The organism is Propionicimonas sp., from assembly GCF_034927565.1.
Lineage (GTDB): Bacteria > Actinomycetota > Actinomycetes > Propionibacteriales > Propionibacteriaceae > Propionicimonas.
The window spans coordinates 1-20,588 of sequence record NZ_JAYFPT010000107.1; the positions used below are offsets into that span (position 1 = coordinate 1).

Sequence of the window (20,588 nt, forward strand, 5' to 3'; positions counted from 1 at the left end):
GGACTGCAAATCCGTGTACACCGGTTCAAATCCGGTACCCACCTCGAGTAGGACAACTCCATATGGGCGGTTGGCGCAGTGGTAGCGCGCTTCCTTGACACGGAAGAGGTCACTGGTTCAAACCCAGTATCGCCCACCAACACTTAGGGCCGTTTGGCTAGGGAATACACCTAGATCGAGCGGCCCGAACTTTTGCCCATGCAACCTTCATGCAACATGATTCGGGCGGCTCCCAATTGAAGGGACGTCCCCATGAACACCTCCGTCGTCGCAACTCAAGCTGTCGAGACCCACCAGCCGCCTGTCCCCGTGTCGTCGTGGGCAACGCGCATTACCGATTGGGAGACCCGCACTGCGGGGAAGTCGTGGCAGTGCCGGCTCATTGGAGAACATCACGGTGCCGAGGTTGTCCAGTATGTGATGGCGCACTGGTTCGCCGGCGGCTGGGTGTGGAGCTACTCGGACCTGTACGTCGATCGGCGCGGGCCGTCGTGCCCGTCGTGGTGCTCCAAGCACATCAATGCGATTCCCGACAGTGAGGAGCTGCAAGACGAGTATGTTCAGCACGCGCATTACGTCACGGTCGGGTCGGCCACCGTCGACCTGGACGCGGTCGAAGACCCGACGACCGGGCAGTTCAGCGAGGTGTCCATCACGACCCCGGATCGTCTCGCCCCGATGGATGCGGCCACGGCCCGCCAGGTCGCGGCGGCGCTGACGTGGGCTGCTGACCTGCTCGATGGGCGGCGATGATCATGGCGAGCGAATACTTCGAGGCGCAGGCTGCCGACGTGATGGCGACGGCCGGTGGTGATCCCGCCAATGCGGGCCAGCTGGCAGCGTGGGCTGAGGATGCCCGTCTGCGTCGTGACTGGCAGCGGTTAGGTGTGATCGTCGCCTACGACGGCACCTTGGTTGCCGAGACGATCCGGTTGAACGTGCTGGTCGGTGTGAGCGTGGTCTACGTCACTGATGCGCTGGTCGAGCTACCGGACCCCGACGATGCCGAAGGCACGATCTTGGATCTCGCTTGTGGTGCGATCCGGCAGCAGATCGGGCAGCCGATCATTCATGTGCCGGCCTGGCAGGTGTGCACGGGCGCTGCCCGCGGGGTCGTCAGCGCGGGCGTGCCACGACGCCAGAAAACAAGCGCGTAGACCCTCACGGTGACCCCTAGGCGTGTTCTGGGGGCCGTCGTGGGTGCCTACACACCCTGAGCGCGTCTCACCGGCTCTAGCGCCTTCTCAGTAGTCGCCGGTCACAACCTCCCGAACCGCGCGAACCGGCGTGCGGAGTCCGCAACTCGCGATTGCTGGCCAGGTCATGATCAAGCTCGCCGTCAGATGGTCGGCGGGCCCTTGGTCGTGGGCGAATGTCGCTGAGCGGGGTCGGCAGGCGGCGGGCGCTTTCGGGGAAGAGGGACCAAGCAAGGCCAGCCATCCCGTAGGGATGTCCGCTTGCGGCTTGTTCGCCAGGATCGGGGGCACCCTGCCTACCTGTGGCTTTCGAGCCAGGTCGTGCGGTCGGATTGGGTCACGCGCAACGATGGCATAAATATGGGTCGCACCGCATGATTATGCGATAGCTATTCGTGACAACCATTCGATTATGAGTTCCGTAGGTCCTTGACAATAGGTTCTGAAACGTGCCGCCCGTTCCCGCATCCATCGATTCGCCGCAAAATCGCAAAGTCCTGCGCAGATCATTCGGTTATGTTGACGGGTCAAGTAATAGATATCATCCGATACTTATTCCGTCGATGATGGCGGTTTCTCGCTCAATCGGTGACCTGCTTCGAAGGGTAGCGCTGGTTGAGTCGAGAGCCTCGGCGGCGGTAGGCGACTCGGCAGGCGGGGCAGCAGAATCGGCGCGTGTCGCGTCCGTTGGGATCGATAGAGATCCGGGCGGTGCAGCCCTCGCACCCTCGGTCGGCGCGGTAGGCGTGGCTGAGTCGTGATCCTCGGCGACGGTGACCGATGCGGCACGCCTCACAGCAGTAGCGTTGTCGTGGCGGGCCGGTGATGGTGGCAGTGCAGCCTTCGCACGGGCGGGGGTCGCGGTCCCCTCGGGGGATATACATGGCGTCTCCTATGTACTGCTAGGTTGCCCACACTCGTACGCATCGCGAGCGGGAGTACGTTGGCGGGTGGGGAGGATTCGGGCTATACGGGTTCCCCCGGGGGGTATGCACACGACGGCGCGGTTTGTCAACGCGGCTGTGACTAGGTGTAACGCACGGTGAGGCCAGGGCTGAGCCGAGCCGACCGAGCCAGCCGACCGAGCAGCCAGCCCAAGCCGAGCCAGCCAGCGGCCGACCGAGCAGCCCGACCGAGCAGCCCGACCGACCGACCGACCGAGCCACCCGAGCCAGCGAGCAGCCGACCGAGCGGCCAGCAGCCGACCGACCGAGCAGGCAGCCCAAGCCGAGCCAGCCCAAGCCGAGCCGACCGAGCAGCGAGCAGCCGACCCGAGCAGCCGACGACAGAGGGGGCGGCGCCCACGCCACGCGGCCAGCTCGATCGTCCCCAAGGATCGAGGGCGCGGCGTGGCGTGGGTGCCGGACGCGCTGAGTGGTGACCACCAGCGGGCAGGTCAAGGAAGGTTGAAAGAAGGCCTGCCGACCGGTGGACACTCAGCGCGCGGATGGTCAGGCGCGAACTTCCTGACCAAGGCCATTGAGAGCACGGCGCCGTTCGACGGCGGCGCCGATCAGATAGCTACGTGCCTCACTCCATAGCTCATCGACTTCAGCATGGAGCCCATCGAGGTGTGCGTTACACCATTTCTCGGTGTCGTCAATGATGGTTGCGAGCGGTTCGTAGCCCGTTGCGATTAATGCGGACGCATCGTAGACGACATGCGCGCGTGGCGCCGATAGCGGCCGTTGAGTGGGTTGGTATTTCAGCAGTTTGGAATCGCCGTGGATTGGCCATTGCACAGCCCATTGCAGGCGATTGCTGCCCGAACGGTAGGAGTAGATCTTGCCCGCATTGACGGGAACGCCAAGGGTCGGTATTGCAGGTTTCGGACCCATGAGCGCATCAACGAGTTTAGCCGGCTCGGATAATGCATCCTCGCTGGCTGTCAGGATCTGGTCCAGGGCGCTACTGACGCGGGAATTGAGGAAATATCGAAGTGGATGGGCGAAGGGACGGCTGCTCATGATGACCTTTCTTGCTGCATGTATCGGTGGGGGTACGCGGGTCAGGTGCCACCAGCCAGTCACCTGACCCGCGTTTTAGTGGACGCGTTTCACGTGAAACGAATTCCGCGCCGTTGAGGAATCGTTGAGGCGTTTCACGTGAAACGCGCCACGTTCTTAGATCGTGCGGATCTTCACGACCGATTCAGGGTGAACGAACCCGAAGCCAACACGCGCGATAGCCCGGATTGCGATCGTGTCATATTCGAGGTAGCGGCTGGCGTCGAATACCAGATCGACATCTTCGCGAAGCACGCTGTAGATGCGGCTCGCGTCGACCATCCAAGCGGTCCCGGCCTGAACGTGACGGCTCACGAACAACGGCAAACCAAGCAGTTCACGGGCACCACCGATCGCAGCGGTCGGAAGCAGCGCGGAACCTGCCGCGGTGGCTCCGAGCTTGGCCAAGGCGGTCGCCGTGGCCGGACCGACCACGACCGCGGTCGGGGTCGCGCCCACCTGCTCGATCAGTGCGGATGCATCGATGAACGGGTTGAGTCCGCTTGCCGGATCGGCATCGACGGTCTGGCAGGTGGTCAGATTCCCGAGACCGAACGGCGCCAAGGCAAGCTGCCCCTCAGGCGGGGTCGGGTAGCCAACAACGAACGCGTTGTCAATCGCGGTCGCCAGGGACGCAGCAACGGACTCGCCTACGACCTCGCGGGAATTCGGCGTGGTGTCGCTCGCCAATTCCCGCGAAATTGAGGTCATCGCGGCAATCTTGGACGGGACGATGATCAACTCATCGGCTTGCGCGGATGACACGGGAATTTCCGCGCCTTCGGCCACCCAAGCGGCCTCAATATCGTCGGTCAACCGGGGGACCCGGAAGCTGGCCGCTTCGGTGGTGACCGTGCGGGCAATGGCTTCATTGAACGCCAAGCCCTGGGCGCGAACCGGGGTGATGACCAGATCGCCAACCTCGGCGCGGTTGAACGTCCGGAAAGTGGAATTCTCGTTAGGCATATGCCTATCTCCTTAAACGATTAGACACGGCAGGTTCCGCCATGTCGGAAATGAAAGTGGTGCAACTCGGAATGTGCGGAACCTGCCGCGCCAGCGCAAGGATGGTCTTGGGCCTCAGGCTCACCAAGACGCCATTTCTGGCAGATATTCAGTTATTCACACATCAGATGACACGCTATTGTCGATCTGACTAGGTGATTCAGGTGATACCTGAGGTATCACCTGAAGATCTTTGACGATAGTCTAGCGCAAGCTGACGGTACGCCACGGGTTGGTGTTGCTGCCGGGATTGCCGTGCGGTAGACCATTCTGTAATTCGTTGGGACTGGGTAGCCATGGCTCGCGGTCACCTTCACGCCAACCACCGGCAAACAATTCCGGCATTTCAGCATAGCCCTCCGATAATGCCGTTTTGAGCTTATCGACATCGACCACGCCGCTGCTGTCCACAAAATCAGCGATCGAATGGCCAAAATCCTCAAAGCCCTCCACGCTCACGCGATAATTGAACGCGCGTTCGATCTTCGCCGCGAACACGGTCGCCGCGCGGCCCGCCCGGACTGAGCAAGCATCATGCCTGACTTGATCGTGAATCGGCGTGGCCTGCAACGCTTTCGCCAGGATCTGGCGGCGTAGTGTCTCGGCGGCGGCGGTCAGCCGTCCAGCTTCCTGCTCGACTTCGGCCCGCTGCTCGACGTAGCGGGCGCGTTCCCGCTTCGGGTCGTGAGTCCGGCTCATCGGCCACCAGCCAGCGCAGCACTCCAGGACAGTCGTCGCGGTGCCGACCCGGACTCAGGACGCGCCCGGAATTCCGGCCGTTCAGCGAGCAGATCGTTCACCGCATCGAGCAGCTCGGAGGTGTCGCCGTCGTCGCCCACGAGACCGGCCACGTCCAACCGCCTCACTGCCACATCGAGCAGCTTCGGGGCAATCTGGTCGGCCATCGCCTGCCGGGCAAGCGCCGTCTTGACGGACGCCAGGGTCGCCTGTGCTTCGTCGCGGGCCTGCTCAGCGGCCCGAAGCTCTAGACGGGCCTGTGCCGCGTCCGACAGGTCAGGGGTATGGGATTGGTCACCCTCGGTCTGTTCGGGCGTCTCCGTTGATCCTGGGGCGTCTGGCGGGGTGTTTTCGTCCACGGTCGCATCGTCCACGTTCGGATCGTCCAGTTCGTCGCTCATCGGGTCACCTGCTCAATCTGCTGATCGATGCATTCGCCTACCGCCTCACGGCAGTCGTCCAGCAACGCGATCACGTCCGCGGTGTCGAAGCCGGCCGAATCCAGGATGAAAGCCGCTTCGCGGGCACGCAGCAAATGCCCTGAGATGTAACCCCGCGCGGCCCGGGCTTTCGGAGTCCGGCCGATGCGGCGAGCGGCAACCCATGATGCGATCCACCGCTGCTCAGCGCTCACAGTCTCGTCTGCCGGGAGTGCGGCGGGTCGCTTCTTGCGGTAGTTCATCGTGTCTCCTTAGTGGTGGCGTGTTGGGTGTGAGTGCGTGCAAAGCGCTCTTTCAGGCGGTCGGACTCCAGCGGCGTCGATGTGGCGCCTTCGTAGCGGCCAACCAGAACGTCGGTCGCCGCAATGAGTGCGCCGGTGGCCTCGTCGAGGATGGCCGGAACGAACCGGTAGGTGTTGTCTCTGTTGGCAAGTCGCAAGAAGCCTTCGACGGGTCGCCATCGCAGCTTCGAGCTACGGCTATCGCTGAACCAAGCGCGGACATCTCGGGTTGTCGAGTAGAACTCTTCGGGCACGGTGTGGTCCTTTCGGGTGGTGGTGGTGTGTTGGTGGCGGGGTGAGCACTACGCCGGGATGGCATAGTGCTGTAACCCTGTGAGTTGCCTGTCAGGGCTGCGGGTTCGGGCGGCGCCAGCCGCCTATCCAAACTCCCGGGCGGCGAAGCCGCACGGTCACGACATCACGGCCAGCTCAGCGTGCCGGTTGCGCTTGGCGTCGTCCCAAGCGCGGTTGCGGTGCAGAAGATGGTGCGTCGACTCGAACTCGGAGATTTCGGCGGGCGTGTGCAAGGTCGCCAGGATCGACGCGGCCACCCGCGCGACCACCGCGTTTGTCCGATCCCGATAGGCGCTGAAAAACTCTTCGCGCGGAATATAATCGAAGCGGTCGCCAAAGTCTTCGAGCGAGTCGAGGTCGTCGCACGCTTGGAGGTCGTAAAGGAATTTGTCAGCGTTCGCGTCGAATATCTCGCCAGCCCGTTCGTCCGTCGCGTTTCGCAGTTCGGAGCTATAGCGGATCAAGTCGTAATATCGTTCGCGAAAGTCTCGAATGTCCTCCGGCGTTTCCAGGCGCTGCATTTCATCCGCGACAGTCCGCCGAATCACCTGACTGCGTTGTTCCGAAAAAAGCTCGGCTGCGACGAGTAAGCCCTCACGGTCGGGGAAGCGGTGCCTGAACGCCACAAGGTCGTCGAGGGTCTGGCACGCCTTGAGCTGCTCGCGTGGAGTCCCGTTCAGTGCGCCCCTTGAAGCGCGCACCGTAGGGTGCGCTTCGGAGGGGGCGCTGGTATTGAGTTGATCACTGACGTGATGGGATGAGTCGGGCATCACCCTTGTCTGCGTCTGTGGTTCGCCCTTGCCGTCGTCTGTGGTTCGCCCTCCGCGTTGTGGTTCATCCTTGACTTGGAAGCGCAGACCACCCTTGCCCGTGCCTCCTAGCTGCTCGGGAACCGTGATAACGTACGCAGTCGCGCGATGCCATCCGTACTGGTTGCCGCCCGGATGAGCGACACAAAGGTAGCCCTTCTTGAGCAGCGACTTGAGCACCTCCTGGCAGTAGCGAACGCTCATCGCGGCATTCTCCGCAAGGCGAGCATTTCCGGGCCATGCATTCTGTAAATCACCATCGGTATAAGACACGAGCAACGACAAGACCCGATATTCGGCATGCGTCAAGTCGGTGGCCTCACGTAGCAGCTTGCCATATTCTAGCTTGTTCGGCGTGTTATTCACGGGCTTTCATCTTTCTATCTAATGTGTGGGCGGTGGTGATTGTGTATTGTTTATGCTCCGAGCAATTCGGCAACGCGTGTCACGGGCTTGCCCGCCTTATCGAGATCCGATCGTTTGATGCGGATCAGCTTCGGCCCGAAGCGAGTTGCCTTCAGTTCGCCGCGTGCGATCATCCGGCGAATGGTCCACTCTGTGGTGCCGATGTGCTCACCCGCTTGCGGGATGTTTAGCCAGCAGTCTTCGACCGGCGTGATGGTTGTGGGCATGCCTGCGTGCCTCCTTCAGGGGCATAGAAAGAGCCCCCAGCGCGGTCGGCCAGGGGCCGGGATGGTGTTACCTCCCGTGTTTTGTCCTTCACCTATAGGTGTTTGGTGGTCTCTGCCAAGAAGATCCTTGGGTTGACCGGGAATAGGTCATGCTGGCTAGGCGTTATGGTGTTTGGTGAGCACGACTTGTGCAGCACGAGTGAGAGACTTAAGGTTGGCGGTATGTCGCGAGGGTTTGGCAAGACGCAGCGGATGATCCTTGAGCAGATCAACAGGCATCCCAGTCGGCCGGTACACATCACTTACGGCTACTCGCGGAACGAAGCCACTTCACGTCGGAGCGCTGCGAAGAAGCTGGAGGAAGCTGGGCGGGTTGTCTTACGCACAAAGACCGTCAAGGGCAAGGATTATTTGGTGGCGTTGCGGAGTGATCGGGCACTGACTGAAGAGGGTAGGGCAGTCGATCCTGAAGCTGAAGCACGCAAGAGCAGGCAGCAATGGGAATTGACGCTATTCTCAGACACGGCCCGTGCCGTGATGGAGTTGGCGCACTCTAGTGAGACGCATACGCCGGTTCACGCTGAACGTAGCTGGGTGAGCCTGGCTGATGCATATATCGAGCCCGCAAACAATAATGGATCAGAGCCCTACCTCTATCATGGGCACGCTGGCCAGCGACCATTGTTGACGCCAACAGATCGGTATCCGTACGTAAGATATGAAGGTTCGGATGAAGCGAGTTCCTGGCTAACTATCGAGAGGTGCCGTGAGTACCTCTGGAACAAGACGGGCGGCGGTCAGAAATACAGCGACCCGGGCGCGGGCTTGGCGGTCCCGGAACGAAGCGCACACCGGACGAACCCGTGGGTCTTCCCTGAGGCCACAATTTCGCTTGAAGAGGCCGAACGCATCGAGCGGGCTGACCTTGAGCGTGCGGAGTACGCGGGCCTAATGAGCGTGGCGCCGCGGCGCTAAAGCACTTTGATGATCTGACTGTTCAGCTTCGCGGTGAGTTCGCGGTCTCGCTCTAGGTCGGACTCTTGATAAATGAGTGCACTCTTGGCGTCGGTGTGGCCACCGCGGTTCATCGTGTCGCGCTCATTTCCGCCTGCTCGTCGGTACATTGTCAACCCCAAGTGTCGCAAATCGTGGAAGTGCAGTTGAGGAAAGCCCGCGCTCTTCCGTGCTTCCTGCCAGACGCGATCGAGGGCGCCTTGTGAGACCGGCTTGAGCTTGTCGACAGTGGACGGGAACACGGGCGCGTTGTCGGCGTTCGCCGCGAAGCGCTCTAAGTGCGTGACCAGCATGGGGACGACGACGGCCGGGATGGCCAGGGTTCGCCTGGAATCGTCCTTGGGCGGGCCATAGGTGGGCGGCTTGGCCTTCGTCAACCATTGACGCCTAATGTGCGCCACGGCCTTTTCGGGGTCGTCCAGATCGAGATCTTGGCGCTGCAAGCCGAGCACTTCGCCCAACCGAAGCCCTAGCGTCGCAGCTATCCACACTGACGCCCGTAGGCGTTCCGGCATGGCGTCGGCGAGTAGGCGGACGCCCTCCCAGTTCGGCAGGTCGCCTACCGATCGGCGCGGCATGCGTCCCACCTCGGCGGTAACGGGGGACTCGGTGATGCCGCCCATCCCGGCCTTGACGGCGGCGTTGAACATCGCGCTTAACGTTCGGAGGATGTTTCTCCGAACGGCCGGGGTGGTGCCGGAACAGAGCCCGTCGACGTGGTCTTGAGTCACGTCTGCTAGGCGCATATCCCCGAGCAGGTCCAAGATGTGCGCGTTTAGCGTGCTGTCATAGCTGGCCAACGTGGACGGCGACCTATCAGCGGCCTTGAGTCGTTGGAGCCAGGTAGCAGACCATTCGCGGACTGTGAGCTGCTGGGCTAATCGTTCAGCCTCTGCTTGCTTGCGTTGTTGGAGCCTGACATTAGGCGGCACGAACGTGCCGCGGGCCATCTGGCCGCGTGCGATGTCGAGCGCGGCTTTGGCGTATGACACGCCAACATAGGTTCCGATGGTGTATTGGCGACCTTCGTAGGTGACCCTCGCGCGGTACGAGCCGTTGGGATTGGTTGAAATGCCGCGCGGTAAGCCGTGGCTATTCGTTCTTCCCATGGGCTGGTCCCCTTGCATCCCGCCTTTGCGTGGTCTAATCTAGACCCGTCTAAACGATACCAAACTAATCGAAACAACGTAATGTTTAGGACCGAAGAGGGCTCTGACAAGGAGAAACCCCCTCCCGACTAGGGGAGAGGGTTTCTTACCGCGGAGGATACGAGATTCGAACTCGTGAGGGCGTGAACCCAACCCGCTTTCCAAGCGAGCGCCATAGGCCTCTAGGCGAATCCTCCGCGGACGAGGATACCGGCTAGCCCCGCCTCAATACCAACCGACCGCCGAAGGGAGGAACACCCCCGTCTGGCATCCGTGACGAAAACTGTCAGTGCCAGCTATTAGGTTGTGATCCACTGGATGGAGGTGATCCGAATGACCGCACCTGAGCCGGAGTCCGTCAGCGTCGAACCGGCGGACGATGCCCGCCGGGCTGTCTCCTATCTGGTGGCTCCCGAGTCAACGGAGTACATCGCCATCATGGGCGTGCTGGAGGCCTCATCGACCGATCTCACTCCGCCTGAGGTGGCGTCCCTGCTGCGATCTCGCGGGGTCGACCTCGACCTGCGCGTGGTCGAGGCCCGGCTGACCAAGCTCCACGAATGGACGGCGGTGTCAGCCCGCTCCGACCAGTCCCACGTCCGCCGGGTGCAGGACCTGCTGTTCCGCAACTTCCGCTACACCGCCACCCGGCAGGGCCGCCAGGTGCAGCGCTTCTACGACACCGTGCTGGCCGGGACGACGGTCATGCGCGAGATCCCGCTGCAGTCGCTGAACCAGGTGGTCACGGCGCTGGAGGCGCTGGCCGGCGATCCGGCGCAGTGGGACGTCCCCTCTTGGTTCGGCGCGCGGGTGAACCAGGTGTTCACCGCCCACGACGATCTGGACGCCTCCCTGGTCGGTGCCGAGGACACGCTTATGGGGCTGGCCGACCGGTTCGACCTGGACGACTCCGGCACCGGTGAACTGAAGCGCCTACTGATCGGCTACGCCACCCGGGTCACGGTGGAACTCGACCGCGGCGCCGATCGAGCGACCCGGGCACTGCTGAGCCTCGCCCCGAGTTTCGACCGGCTCGCCGAGCTCACCATCGCGGCCTCCGAGGCGGCGGAGTTGATCGGCCGGGATCTGCTGGCGGCGTCCAAGGGCGGCAGCCGGCGAGACTGGCTCGGCCTGCGGCTGTGGTTCGACCCGGCGCGCGGCCGGGCCGCCCGTTTCCAGTCCCGGATGGTCCGGGCGATCCCGACCTTCCACGCCAACCTTCGCCGGCTGCATACCGCCGGTGAGTCCGGCACTTCGAAGGCCCGCGCTCTGGCCCTGGCGCGGGCCTGCCTCGACCCTGATCTCGGCCCGCAGTTGTACCTGGCCGCGCTCGGCGACCATTCCTGGCGCAAGTTCCACGGTGAGGCCGACGACCCGGGCGCGGGTCGCATTGTGCCCTGGCGGGATGGCCCGCAGGTCGCGGTCCCGCCAGGGTTGCGGACGAATGGACGCTCCGGAGTCCGCGGCCGCGCACCAGCTCCACTGGATGATCGCGCCGCCAAGGAGACGCTCGAGGCGGCCCGCCGGGAACGCCTTGCGCAGCATCGCGAGTACCTCCTGGAGATCCTCGCCGCCGAGCCTGGTCAGACCCTCTCCCAGGGCGCTGCCCGGGTGGCACTGGCCTGCTTGATGGACGCGGTGCGTCAAACCCCGCGGGGAGACCGCCGACGCGCCGTCAAGGATGGCCTGGCCTGCTCGATCTTCTTCACCGGTGCCGAACCAGCAGTGTTGCGCTCCCCGACCTGGAAGGTCTGGCTCCCGCAGCGCGCCATCGTCTTCCATTCTCCCCAGACCCGGCCGCAGCTTCCCGCGATGACCGATCCCGGTGGCCCGGTCGCGATGTACGGCGAGGAGGTTGTGGCATGACGACCCAGCCCCACAGCGCACGGTTGGCGATCGCCGCTGACAGTGAAGCCGAGGTCGCCAGCGTCCTGCGGGTATTGATGCGCCAGCCCTGGCTGGTGGCCGGTCGGGACGACGACCTGATCACGGTCGCGCGGCGGAACCTGGCGGGGTTGCGCAGCGTGCTCAGCCGGCTGGGCTGGACGTTGATCGCCGAGCGCGAGCTGGTCCGCCTGGTGAAGTCACCCCCACCCCGGCCCGAAGACTGGGCGGTCGGCGCTCCCTCACCGCTGGCCTGCTCCTGGGTGTTTCTGCTCGCCGCGTCGGCCGAGGGCCTGCCCCACCAGGTGACCATCGGCCAGTTGGTCGAGGCGGGCAAGGCAGCCGCGGCCGAGGCGCAGGTCGAGGTCCGCGGTGACCGAGCGGAGCGGCGGGCGATCGTCGCCGCCGTGAAGGAATTGGTCTCCCGTGGGGTGATGGAGGAGACCGATGGCCGGCTGGAAACCTACCTCGACTCTGACGACGCGCCGGTGCTGCTCACCATCTTCCACACTCGGCTGTTGCACCTGATCGCGAACTTCGACGCGACCACCGATCCGGCCGACCATCCTCGACGCTGGCTGGACAATGTCAGCCGCGAGCCCGATCCGGCCCGCCGGATGCGTCGCCGGCTGGTGGACGACACCTGCGTCCACACCGTCGACCTGGACGACGCCGAAGCGGACTGGCTCTCCCGGCGCTTCCGCGGTGACGACGGCGGACCGCTGGCAGCCGCTTTCGGACTCACCCCGGAGCGGCGCTCGGAGGGTGCGGCTTTCGTCGTGCCGGACGACGCTTTCCGCTGGCCGCGGGAACTCGGCGAGGTGCCGTTCCCGGCCGCCGGTATCGTGCCGCACGTCGCCCTGCTGTTGTCCGACATTCTCGCCGTGGACGGTGAAACGTCCGGCGGTCCCGGCCCGGGCTGGCGTGGTTTGCCGCGGGAGCAGGTGCTGCAGCAACTCAGCGAACTCGCCTCCCGGCAGACCACCGGACGGGGCGGCTGGCCGGCTGAGCGGGCAGCCGATCCGCCCGGCCTGCTGGCTGACGCTGAGGCCCTGTTGCGGGGAGTGGGGCTGCTGCGCGTCCGGGACGGCTGGTGGTGGCTTTCGCCGGCGACCGGCCGGTGGGAGGCGCCACCGAACTCCGCATTCGCACCCACCGCCCCCGAACCGCGCGCTGCCGCGCCCGCGGCACAACCCGATCCGGTCCTGTTCTGAGGAGGTTGATGATGAGCAGGTTGCTCTTCGAGGACGAACTGCTGGCGCCGGCCGGCAGCCACGGCCGTTTCGGTACCCGCTGGCGGCTGGTCTCGGCCGGCCTGTCCAATGTCTGGCGGTACGGCGACCTGGTGTTGCCGGCACCGTCCGGCCGGCTACTGCTGCGCGGACCCAACGGCACCGGCAAGACCACGGCGCTGGAGGCACTGTGGCCGTTCCTGCTGGATCTCGACCGGACGAAGCTGCCCGCCGGCAAAGCCCGCACCACCACCCTCACCGCACTGATGCGGGAGAACCACCACGACCGGAAGCGGATCGGCTATGCCTGGCTGACCTTCGCCGGGCCGGGCGACGAGGAGACCTGCTCCTATGGGGTGCGGCTGGCGTTCTCCAACGGCTCCACGCCGAACGTCAAGGTCGAGCCGTTCCGGATCTCGGGCGAGCCATTGGTGGACCTGCCCCTGGTCAAGCCGAATCGCGCGCCGTACTCCAGCGCGGAGGAATTCCGCGAGGCAGTGGAAGCGGCTGGCGGTGTGGTCTTCCTCGACGAGCCGGAGTACGTCACCGCCCTGGCCGCCCACATCTTCGGGACCGATCGGGAGTCGCTGGTGCTGCTCGCCCACCGGGTGCGACAGGTCCGCAATCCCAGCCTGCTGGCCGAGACCAGCCCTGATCGGGCGGCCGAGGCCGTCCGGGAGGCGCTGCCCGGGGTGGCCGCCGACATCATCGAGCAGACCGCCGAGGCGCTGGCCGCCACCGAGGAGACTCGCGCTGCTTTCGAACGGGACGCCCAGGCGGCCCGGCGGCTCACCGAGTTCGCAACCATCTGGCAGCAGTACGCCGCGGGGTTCTGCGGAGACTACGTTCAGGCTGCCGCCACCGCCCGCGACGACCTGATGGACGCGACCCGCCTCGCCGAGCGCAAGGACGCCGACCACCAAGATGCCGTCAAGACCGCCCAACTGGCGGCCAAGGCCGAGGCCGGCGCCGACGCGGCGGTCCGGGAAGCCGCTGCCGAGATCGAGTCGATCGAGCGGTCACCGGCGTACGCCACGGTGGAGCGGCTGGCCGACCTGCAACAGACGATGCAGGCCAAAGTACGCGAGGCGCAGGCTCGTGCGGACAACGTGGAAACAGCGACCCGATTGCAGGCCACCGCCGCGACCCGCGACGTGGCCGACGCCCGCTCGATCGCTGAGAGCTTGGCAGCAACGAGCGCCCGGGCCAGTCAGGCCGATCCCCGCGCGGTAGCCCCTGGGTTCACCGTCCGAACCCGTCCCCAAGCGGTCCTGGCCATCGGCAACCGCAGTTTCGATCCGGGTACTTTCCCGGAGTTGCCCGACGACCTGGAGCCGTTGACGCAGGCCGGTGAGGTCTGGAGCCAGCTGGCAGGCGAGCACGAGCAGCGGCAGGCCGGGGCGGAGCTGCTGCTGGTCGAGCACCGCAAGGTGGTCGCGGCCGACGCCGAGGCGACCCGGCACGCGGAGAGCGCCGACCGGGCGGAGGAGTCGGCCGACGAGGCCGTCAAAGTCCGTGACCAGCGTGCCGCTGACGCCCGTCAGGCCGCCGGCCAGCTCGCTGAGGCGGTGACATCCTGGGCCGCAGACAATCCCGATCTGACCGTCGACGCCGACTCCGACCGGCTCACCGCCGAGGCGATCGGTGAGGTCGCGCTCGGTGATCCGGCGGCACTACTGGAGGCAGCAACCGCCTGGTCGCAGGCCGCAGTGCGACGTTCCGAGGCGATCGCCGCCGGCCTGGAATCCCACGCCCGCGAGCGAGACCAACAGGCTCGTGCCCTGGCTGACGAAGCCACTGCGCTGACCACCCGCGCCCGGGAACTCCGCGGCGGCAAGGAGCTGTTGCCACCGCGCCCGGAATGGACGGGCGAAGCCGACGAGCGCGCCTTCAGCAACGCCCTGCAATGGCGCAGCGACACCCCGGCCGAGGTCCAGCCCCGGGTCGAAGCCGCGCTGCTCACCGCGGGGTTGCTCGGCGCGAGCTTGGCCGACTCCGGCGTGGAGACCGAAGCCTGGGCAGTGAGCACGGCGAGCCTGCCGGCATCCACCCGCAGCCTGGCCGCCCTGATCGAGGCCGCCCCGGAGCATCCTCTGGCCGGCCTCGCCCAGGCCGTCCTGGAACGCATCACACTCGCCGACTCGCTGGACGAGGCGCCGACCGAGGCGGCCACCGTGATCGGGATCGACGGAACCTTCCGGCTGGGTACCCTGACCGGCCATGCCGCAGAGGCCTCCGAGCAGCCCCACGCACGCTACATCGGAGCAGCCCAGCGGCGAGCAGCCGCACTGGCCGAGGCGGATCGGCTCGAGCAGCAGGCAGCTGCGCTGAGTGAGCAGAGTGAGCAGGCGTCCGCCGACGCAGAGTCTCTGCGGGAGGACGCGCACTCCGCACGCGCCCGAGCGAGCGAGTTTCCCAACCTGTCAGACCTGCGGGGCTGCGAGCACCGTCGCGCGGCGGCGGCCACGGCCGCGGCCAGCCTGCTGGAGATGGCGCGGGCGGCCCGCGAGCGAGCCGAGACCAGCCGCGCCACCGCCCGGGAACTCTCCCAGACCTGGGCGGAGTCGGCCCGCGGCATGGGGCTTCCGGCCGACCCCGGTGCGTTGCGTGAGCTGCGCCAATCCTCACAGCAGGCAGCCAGCACGCTGCGCGGTTGCGTCCGGGAACTCTCCGAGCGGCACGACCGAGCGCTCGCTCTGCGGCGACACCTGCGCGAGGCTGCGGCCGAGCGGGAACGCCTGGCCACGACCCACGCCAAGGCACTCGCCGCCCACCACGAGGCGGAACGAGCCCAGACGGTCTACCAGCGGCTGCAGGACGAACAGGGTCGCGCAGCCGCCGAACTCACCGCGCGGCTGAGCGCTGCACGAGCCAGCCTGACGACCGCTCAGACCGCTCTGGCGTCGGCGCGGACGAACACTCTGGCCACCGCGGAAGCCGCCTCGGCGGCCGAAGCCGACGCCCGCAATGCGGCCGGCCGGGTCCGGGAACGGGAGCCGGCTGCAACGCACGCGCTGGCCCGGCTGCGTGAATTGGCCGGCGTCCCCGAGATCGCTCAGGCTTTCCTCGGTGGTGAGCCGCCGGCGGACTCCTACGCCCTGGTGGAACAGCTCGGTCAGCACCTGGTCGGGCGCCCCTCCGCCGGACGCCGCAAGCTGACCGAAACCTACGAGGAGACCCGGGCGAATCTGTCCGGGACGTGGGCGATCGACCGGGCCGAACTCCACCCCGAACTGGACACCTACCGGTGCAGCTTCGACGGCACTCCGCTGACTCCAGCGGCCGCCGCGGAGTTGGCGCGCAGCGTCGAGGAGCGTGCCCGCACCCAGCTGGAGGCAGCAGAGGAATCCGCCCTGCGTGATTTCATCATCGGCCGGTTGCCGGCCGCCATCGGCGTGGCCTGGACCGAGCTGCGCGACTGGGTGGATGAGGTGAACCGCAAGATGGAACACGCCTCGGCTTCCTCTGGGGTGGGGGTGCGGGTGAAGGCTCAGCGCCGCGACGATCTGTCCCCCAACCAGCGGACGGTCTACCAGCTCGCCTGCCGGAAATCCGCCTCGACTCGCACCGGCGAGGAGAACGAGCAGCTGGCCGCAGCCCTGAAGGAACTGCTGGAGCATGCCGACGCCGACACCGTCGGAGACCGGGTGCGCCAGGCGGTCGACATCCGCCAATGGGTACGGGTGGAGTACTGGATCCATCGTCCGGGGCAGGAGCCAAGCCGCTGGACCAGTCGTACCGGGCTCTCCGGCGGCGAACGCCGCCTGGTCATCCTGGCGCCCATGCTGGCCTCGATCGCCGCGCTGCACGACAGCTTCCCGCCCACCGCGCTCCGGCTCACCGCGCTGGACGAGGTGCCTGCCGAAGTCGATGAGCAGGGACGCGAGGGGCTGGCCCGCTACCTGGCCGAACTTGATCTGGACGTGATCTGCACCTCCTATCTGTGGGACGGTGCACCTGGCGCTTGGGATGGGATCGACGCCTACGATCTCGAGGCGGTCGGAAACATCGTGGTGGGCCTGCCGATGCTGCTGCGCGGTCTGGAGCCGCTGCCCGGCGATGAGGCGCTGCTCAGGTGAATCAGGCATGTCCGTGGTGTGACGGGGGCTGCGCTGACGCCGACCTGGAAGCTCTCCTCACCCCCGAGCTGGAATGGCTTTGGCGTGCGGTAGCGGCAGTAGCCGACCGCCGCGGAGACCCTCGCCTGACCAGTGGCAGCGCGATCCGGTTGACCCTGCCTGCTGGCCCAGCTGAGCGGGCGGCCGTGGCCGGCCTGGTCGTCGGCACACGGGCGGGCCAGACGACGTCCGTCCGTCCGGAGCAGCTACTGGAGCTGGTTCGACGAAGATCGGCGACCCTCACCCCGGGCGCGGTTGCGGCGCACAGTGTCGGTCGTCGGGTCGGCCAGCGGACGGCCCGACGCGTTGCCCGGCAGGCCCGGCAGGACGCTTTACTGGCGCGCCTGGCTGCCGCGTGGGCATCGTCACCTGCACTTGGTGCACGCATCGACCATGTGTTCGAACAGTTGCGGCAGACAGGCTGGGTGGCCCGCCTCGCGAGCAGCAACTCAGGCGAGGAGACCCTCGCCGTGGCAGCCGACGTCGTACGCCGGGTGTGCGCCATCCCCGAAGGCGAACGCTTCGACCGCCGGCTGCTGGTTCCCTCCGACCCACATGCTCTGGACGACGGTACCCGGCTGGCCAGCCTGACGCTGGCGATCATCGCCGGGCTCGGTCTGACTTCCGCCGGGCGACCCCGCGAACAGTGGTCTCAGGTAGGGGTGGACTGCGACGATCTGCTCGGCGGCCTGATCCTGCTCGGGATCGCACCGCTCGGCTGGGACCTGCCGCGGGCTTCGGTCGTCACGATCCCACCCCGCGAACTCGCCGTCGCCCAGTGGCCCGCTGCATCTCCGCAGCGCCCATGGGCCTTCGTCACCGAGAATCCGTCCGTCCTCGCCGCCGCTGCGGAACGGGCAGCCAGCGAGCCGGGGCTTCCACCCCTCCAGCTGATCTGCACTGTCGGGACCCCGTCGGCCATCGAGATCGCCGCGATCGACACCCTGGCGAGGGCAGGCTGGAAGGTAGCCGTGCGGGCTGACTTCGACGCTGCCGGGCTCCACCATGTGAAGGCGCTGTTGGCGGGGATACGCGGCTCCGTCCCCTGGCGGATGGCCGCTGCTGACTACAGCGCTTGCGCACCCTCTCTTCCAGCGCGGTCCCCTGTCCCTGACACCCCGTGGGATCCCGGCCTGGCTGACGCGTTGCGGGTGACTGGCAAGCTGGCCTTCGAGGAAGCGATGCTGCCCAGCTTGCTGGACGATCTGGTTCGTGGACGTCCTGATCACTGAGCTCCGCGGAGCTGCGGACTCGATGGTTGCCGTGTTGTTCGCCGTCGGCATCCGGCGCCTCACCTCACCGCTACCCCGGGAGGACCGTCACCCGCTCGCCCGAGGCGGAGGTGTAGCTGAACGACTCGATCAGCGAGACGCCACGGACTGCTCCCGTCCGGGTCAGCGCTGGCGAGGACGCCCGGACGAAGACGGTGAACGCCGCATCGCGCTGCTGTTGTCCGCACATCGCTTCCTTCCTGCTGCTCACCCTCTTCTCCGTTCGGGCCGCCGAGAGGTTGCCTCACCCCGACGACGAGCTGTCGACCGCTGCCAGCCGGGCTCGCTGCCCGCGTGGCGGAACGGGTGCGGCCAGACCCTCTCCCCACGTCCGGCCGTCGCGCCAATCCACGAACCTGACTACAGTCCGGTTCATGACGACACCGAAGCCGATTCGCTGGGGCCTGCTGGCCACCGGAGACATCACCCGCAAGCTCCTCGCCGGTGCGGCGCTCTCCCCCGAGGTCGAGGTGACCGCTGCGGGCAGCCGTTCCGCCGAACGGGCTCAGCAGTTCGCCGCCGCGAACGGCATTCCCCGGGCCCACGGCTCCTACCAGGCCCTGCTCGCCGACCCCGAGGTCGACGCGGTCTACATCAGCCTGCCCAACTCGCTGCACCACGAGTGGACGATGAAGGCGCTGGCGGCCGGCAAGCACGTTCTGTGCGAGAAGCCGTACACCCGCACCCCCGCCGAGGTGGACGAGGCCTTCGACGCCGCCGAGGCGGCCGGGCTGGTGTTCGAAGAGGCGTTCATGTGGCGGCACACTCCCCAAGTGCGCAAGCTGCTGGAACTGCTGCCATCCCTCGGCCCGGTGCGAGCGGTCAGGGCCACGTTCAGCTACGCCATGGACGCCGGCTACGACGTCCGGATCGACTCCTCGCTCGACGGCGGTTCGCTGATGGACGTCGGCTGCTACTGCGTCAGTGGCGCTCGACTGATCCTCGGCGAACCGGTGCGGGTTTCCGGCGAACAGGTAATCGGGCAGCATGGCGTCGACAGCCGGTTCGCCGGTCTGATGCGCTTCTCCGAGGACCGGCTGGCCAGCTTCGTCAGCGGCTTCGACACCACCTCGGAGAGCCTGGAGATCCTCGGTGCGGATGCACGTCTCTACCTTCCTGACCCGTGGCATTCGGTGACCGGCGTGCTCTATCGGGACGATGAGGAGATCCGGGTCGAGCCGATCAACCCGTACCAGTTGGAGCTTGAGGACGTGAACGCCGCCATCCGCGGCGAGCGGGCCCCGCTGCTGGGACGGGCGGATGCCCTCGGCCAGGCCCGCGCCATCGAAGCGCTCTACCGCGCCGCCGGCACCGGGACGGTCGTCACGCTCTGACGATGCCTGGCCCTGGCGTGAGGGTGGTCTGAGGCGCTCCCGTCCGGCAGCATGAGCACATGAGGATCGCCCTCGCCCAGCTCTCATCGAGCACAGACCCGGCCGCCAATCTCGGCCTGGTACGGCGGTACGTGGCGGAGGCGTCCGACGCGGGAGCCGAACTCGTGGTGTTCCCGGAAGCGACCATGCACTCCTTCGACCGGTCGCCGGTGGAAGCTGCGGAGCCGCTGGACGGGCCGTGGGCCTCGTCCGTCCGCTCGGTCGCGGCCGAACACGGGACCACGATCGTGGCCGGAATGTTCACCACCACCGCCTCCCGGCGGGTGCGGAACACCCTGCTGGTGACCGGAGCGGTCGAGGCCAGCTACGACAAACTCCACCTGTTCGACGCGCTGGGATACGCCGAATCGGACACGATCCAGGCCGGGGACGGACCGGCCGTCGTCGAACTCGGCGGCGTCCGGATTGGGCTGGCGACCTGCTACGACATCAGGTTCCCGGCGCTGTTCACCCGGCTGGCAGAGCTTGGCGCCCAGGTCGTCGTGGTGCCGGCGTCCTGGGCATCCGGGCCCAACAAGGTGCACCAGTGGCGCACGCTGGCCTGTGCCCGCGCGATGGACTCGACCTGCTTCGTCGTCGCCTGCGACCAGGCCGAGCCGGCCGTGGTGTCCCGGAAACCCACCGGGGTGGGGCATTCGCTGGTCGCCGACCCGTACGGCTCGGTGTTGCGCGAACTCGGCTCCGCACCCGAGTTGGCGGTGGTGGACGTCGACCTCTCCCTGGTGGTGGAAGCCCGCGAGCGGATGCCGGTGCTGCGGAATGCACGGAGGTTTCCGCCCGGCGCCTGAGGTGGTCGGACGAGAGCGCTCGGCGGCACTGTCCTGGCGCTCGTCACGGGCGCCGCAATTGTACGAGGGCGCGCCGCCAGATCAGCCGCAACGATCGTCATCCCTTGTCATACCGCTGACGTGATCGGCGGCTGCAGTTCCTCCACAGCCTCCGCCGGGGTGGCAATCCTGTGGACAACTGTTTCCGCTTTCGAGTTCCCTGTGTCATGCTGGCCGACACCCTTACCCCAGGGAGAACCGATGGCGCGCTTCACCGTTGCTGGTACGGCACTCGTGAGCGCGGTCTGCCTGCTCGCCGGATGCCAGGGTCCCCTGCCCACACCGAGCCCGAGTCCGAC

The 20,588-nt window shown here is 66.4% G+C and carries 18 protein-coding genes and 2 tRNA genes; 9 read left to right on the forward strand and 11 right to left on the reverse strand.

What is annotated here, in order from left to right; all coding sequences use genetic code 11:
* Window positions 1-64: 64 nt before the first annotated feature.
* From VB080_RS14840 to VB080_RS14850, 3 genes are all read left to right on the forward strand, one after another.
* Window positions 65-139 (forward strand) — tRNA-Val (locus tag VB080_RS14840).
* A gap of 113 nt (window positions 140-252) precedes the next feature.
* Window positions 253-753: a hypothetical protein gene (locus VB080_RS14845; protein WP_323419228.1), complete on the forward strand. Its 501-nt coding sequence runs from the start codon at window positions 253-255 to the stop codon at window positions 751-753.
* Window positions 750-1,157 carry a hypothetical protein gene (locus VB080_RS14850; RefSeq protein ID WP_323419229.1) on the forward strand — a complete coding sequence of 136 codons (408 nt, stop codon included), beginning with the start codon at window positions 750-752 and terminating at the stop codon, window positions 1,155-1,157. Before VB080_RS14845 ends, VB080_RS14850 begins: the two co-directional genes overlap by 4 nt.
* A gap of 1,490 nt (window positions 1,158-2,647) precedes the next feature.
* Here VB080_RS14850 and VB080_RS14855 read toward each other — a convergent pair.
* The 10 genes from VB080_RS14855 to VB080_RS14900 form a co-directional block, all read right to left on the reverse strand.
* On the reverse strand, window positions 2,648-3,163 hold the full coding sequence (locus VB080_RS14855) for a hypothetical protein (protein WP_323419230.1): 516 nt from the start codon (window positions 3,161-3,163) through the stop codon (window positions 2,648-2,650).
* A 156-nt stretch (window positions 3,164-3,319) separates the two neighbouring features.
* On the reverse strand, window positions 3,320-4,168 hold the full coding sequence (locus tag VB080_RS14860) for a phage major capsid protein (RefSeq protein ID WP_323419231.1): 849 nt from the start codon (window positions 4,166-4,168) through the stop codon (window positions 3,320-3,322).
* Window positions 4,169-4,411: 243 nt separating this feature from the next.
* A complete protein-coding gene (locus VB080_RS14865) occupies window positions 4,412-4,906 on the reverse strand; it encodes a hypothetical protein (protein ID WP_323419232.1) in 495 nt (164 codons plus the stop codon).
* Window positions 4,903-5,346: a hypothetical protein gene (locus VB080_RS14870; RefSeq protein WP_323419233.1), complete on the reverse strand. Its 444-nt coding sequence runs from the start codon at window positions 5,344-5,346 to the stop codon at window positions 4,903-4,905. The genes VB080_RS14865 and VB080_RS14870 overlap by 4 nt, the downstream gene beginning before the upstream one ends.
* Complete coding sequence (locus VB080_RS14875) at window positions 5,343-5,627, reverse strand: hypothetical protein (protein ID WP_323419234.1); 285 nt, start codon at window positions 5,625-5,627, stop codon at window positions 5,343-5,345. The genes VB080_RS14870 and VB080_RS14875 overlap by 4 nt, the downstream gene beginning before the upstream one ends.
* Window positions 5,624-5,920, reverse strand: coding sequence for a hypothetical protein (locus VB080_RS14880; RefSeq protein WP_323419235.1), 297 nt, complete (start codon window positions 5,918-5,920; stop codon window positions 5,624-5,626). Before VB080_RS14880 ends, VB080_RS14875 begins: the two co-directional genes overlap by 4 nt.
* 156 nt (window positions 5,921-6,076) lie before the next feature.
* Window positions 6,077-7,135, reverse strand: coding sequence for a helix-turn-helix domain-containing protein (locus VB080_RS14885; RefSeq protein ID WP_323419236.1), 1,059 nt, complete (start codon window positions 7,133-7,135; stop codon window positions 6,077-6,079).
* Between the two features lie 50 nt (window positions 7,136-7,185).
* The gene (locus VB080_RS14890; RefSeq protein ID WP_323419237.1) at window positions 7,186-7,401 is read right to left on the reverse strand and encodes a helix-turn-helix domain-containing protein; all 216 of its coding nucleotides are present in this window, start codon (window positions 7,399-7,401) and stop codon (window positions 7,186-7,188) included.
* 971 nt (window positions 7,402-8,372) lie between these two features.
* Window positions 8,373-9,524: a tyrosine-type recombinase/integrase gene (locus VB080_RS14895; RefSeq protein WP_323419238.1), complete on the reverse strand. Its 1,152-nt coding sequence runs from the start codon at window positions 9,522-9,524 to the stop codon at window positions 8,373-8,375.
* 151 nt (window positions 9,525-9,675) lie between these two features.
* A tRNA-Ser gene (locus tag VB080_RS14900) sits at window positions 9,676-9,760 on the reverse strand.
* A 136-nt stretch (window positions 9,761-9,896) separates the two neighbouring features.
* On the opposite strand from VB080_RS14900, the gene VB080_RS14905 reads away from it, so the two are divergent.
* Genes VB080_RS14905 through VB080_RS14920 form a run of 4 tightly spaced genes read left to right on the forward strand, consistent with a single transcriptional unit; the run spans window position 9,897 to window position 18,029 of the window.
* Window positions 9,897-11,429: a DUF2397 domain-containing protein gene (locus VB080_RS14905; RefSeq protein ID WP_323419239.1), complete on the forward strand. Its 1,533-nt coding sequence runs from the start codon at window positions 9,897-9,899 to the stop codon at window positions 11,427-11,429.
* On the forward strand, window positions 11,426-12,661 hold the full coding sequence (locus tag VB080_RS14910) for a DUF2398 family protein (RefSeq protein ID WP_323419240.1): 1,236 nt from the start codon (window positions 11,426-11,428) through the stop codon (window positions 12,659-12,661). The genes VB080_RS14905 and VB080_RS14910 overlap by 4 nt, the downstream gene beginning before the upstream one ends.
* An 11-nt stretch (window positions 12,662-12,672) precedes the next feature.
* Window positions 12,673-16,758 (forward strand): SbcC/MukB-like Walker B domain-containing protein, encoded by a 4,086-nt coding sequence (locus tag VB080_RS14915; protein ID WP_323419241.1) that lies wholly within the window; start codon window positions 12,673-12,675, stop codon window positions 16,756-16,758.
* A complete protein-coding gene (locus VB080_RS14920) occupies window positions 16,755-18,029 on the forward strand; it encodes a DUF2399 domain-containing protein (protein WP_323419242.1) in 1,275 nt (424 codons plus the stop codon). Before VB080_RS14915 ends, VB080_RS14920 begins: the two co-directional genes overlap by 4 nt.
* A gap of 70 nt (window positions 18,030-18,099) precedes the next feature.
* On the opposite strand, the gene VB080_RS14925 is transcribed toward VB080_RS14920, so the two are convergent.
* Window positions 18,100-18,279, reverse strand: a complete 180-nt coding sequence (locus tag VB080_RS14925) for a hypothetical protein (protein ID WP_323419243.1) — start codon at window positions 18,277-18,279, stop codon at window positions 18,100-18,102.
* A 163-nt stretch (window positions 18,280-18,442) separates the two neighbouring features.
* On the opposite strand from VB080_RS14925, the gene VB080_RS14930 reads away from it, so the two are divergent.
* Window positions 18,443-19,402, forward strand: a complete 960-nt coding sequence (locus VB080_RS14930) for a Gfo/Idh/MocA family oxidoreductase (protein ID WP_323419244.1) — start codon at window positions 18,443-18,445, stop codon at window positions 19,400-19,402.
* A gap of 59 nt (window positions 19,403-19,461) precedes the next feature.
* Window positions 19,462-20,250 carry a carbon-nitrogen hydrolase family protein gene (locus VB080_RS14935; RefSeq protein WP_323419245.1) on the forward strand — a complete coding sequence of 263 codons (789 nt, stop codon included), beginning with the start codon at window positions 19,462-19,464 and terminating at the stop codon, window positions 20,248-20,250.
* Window positions 20,251-20,588: the final 338 nt, after the last annotated feature.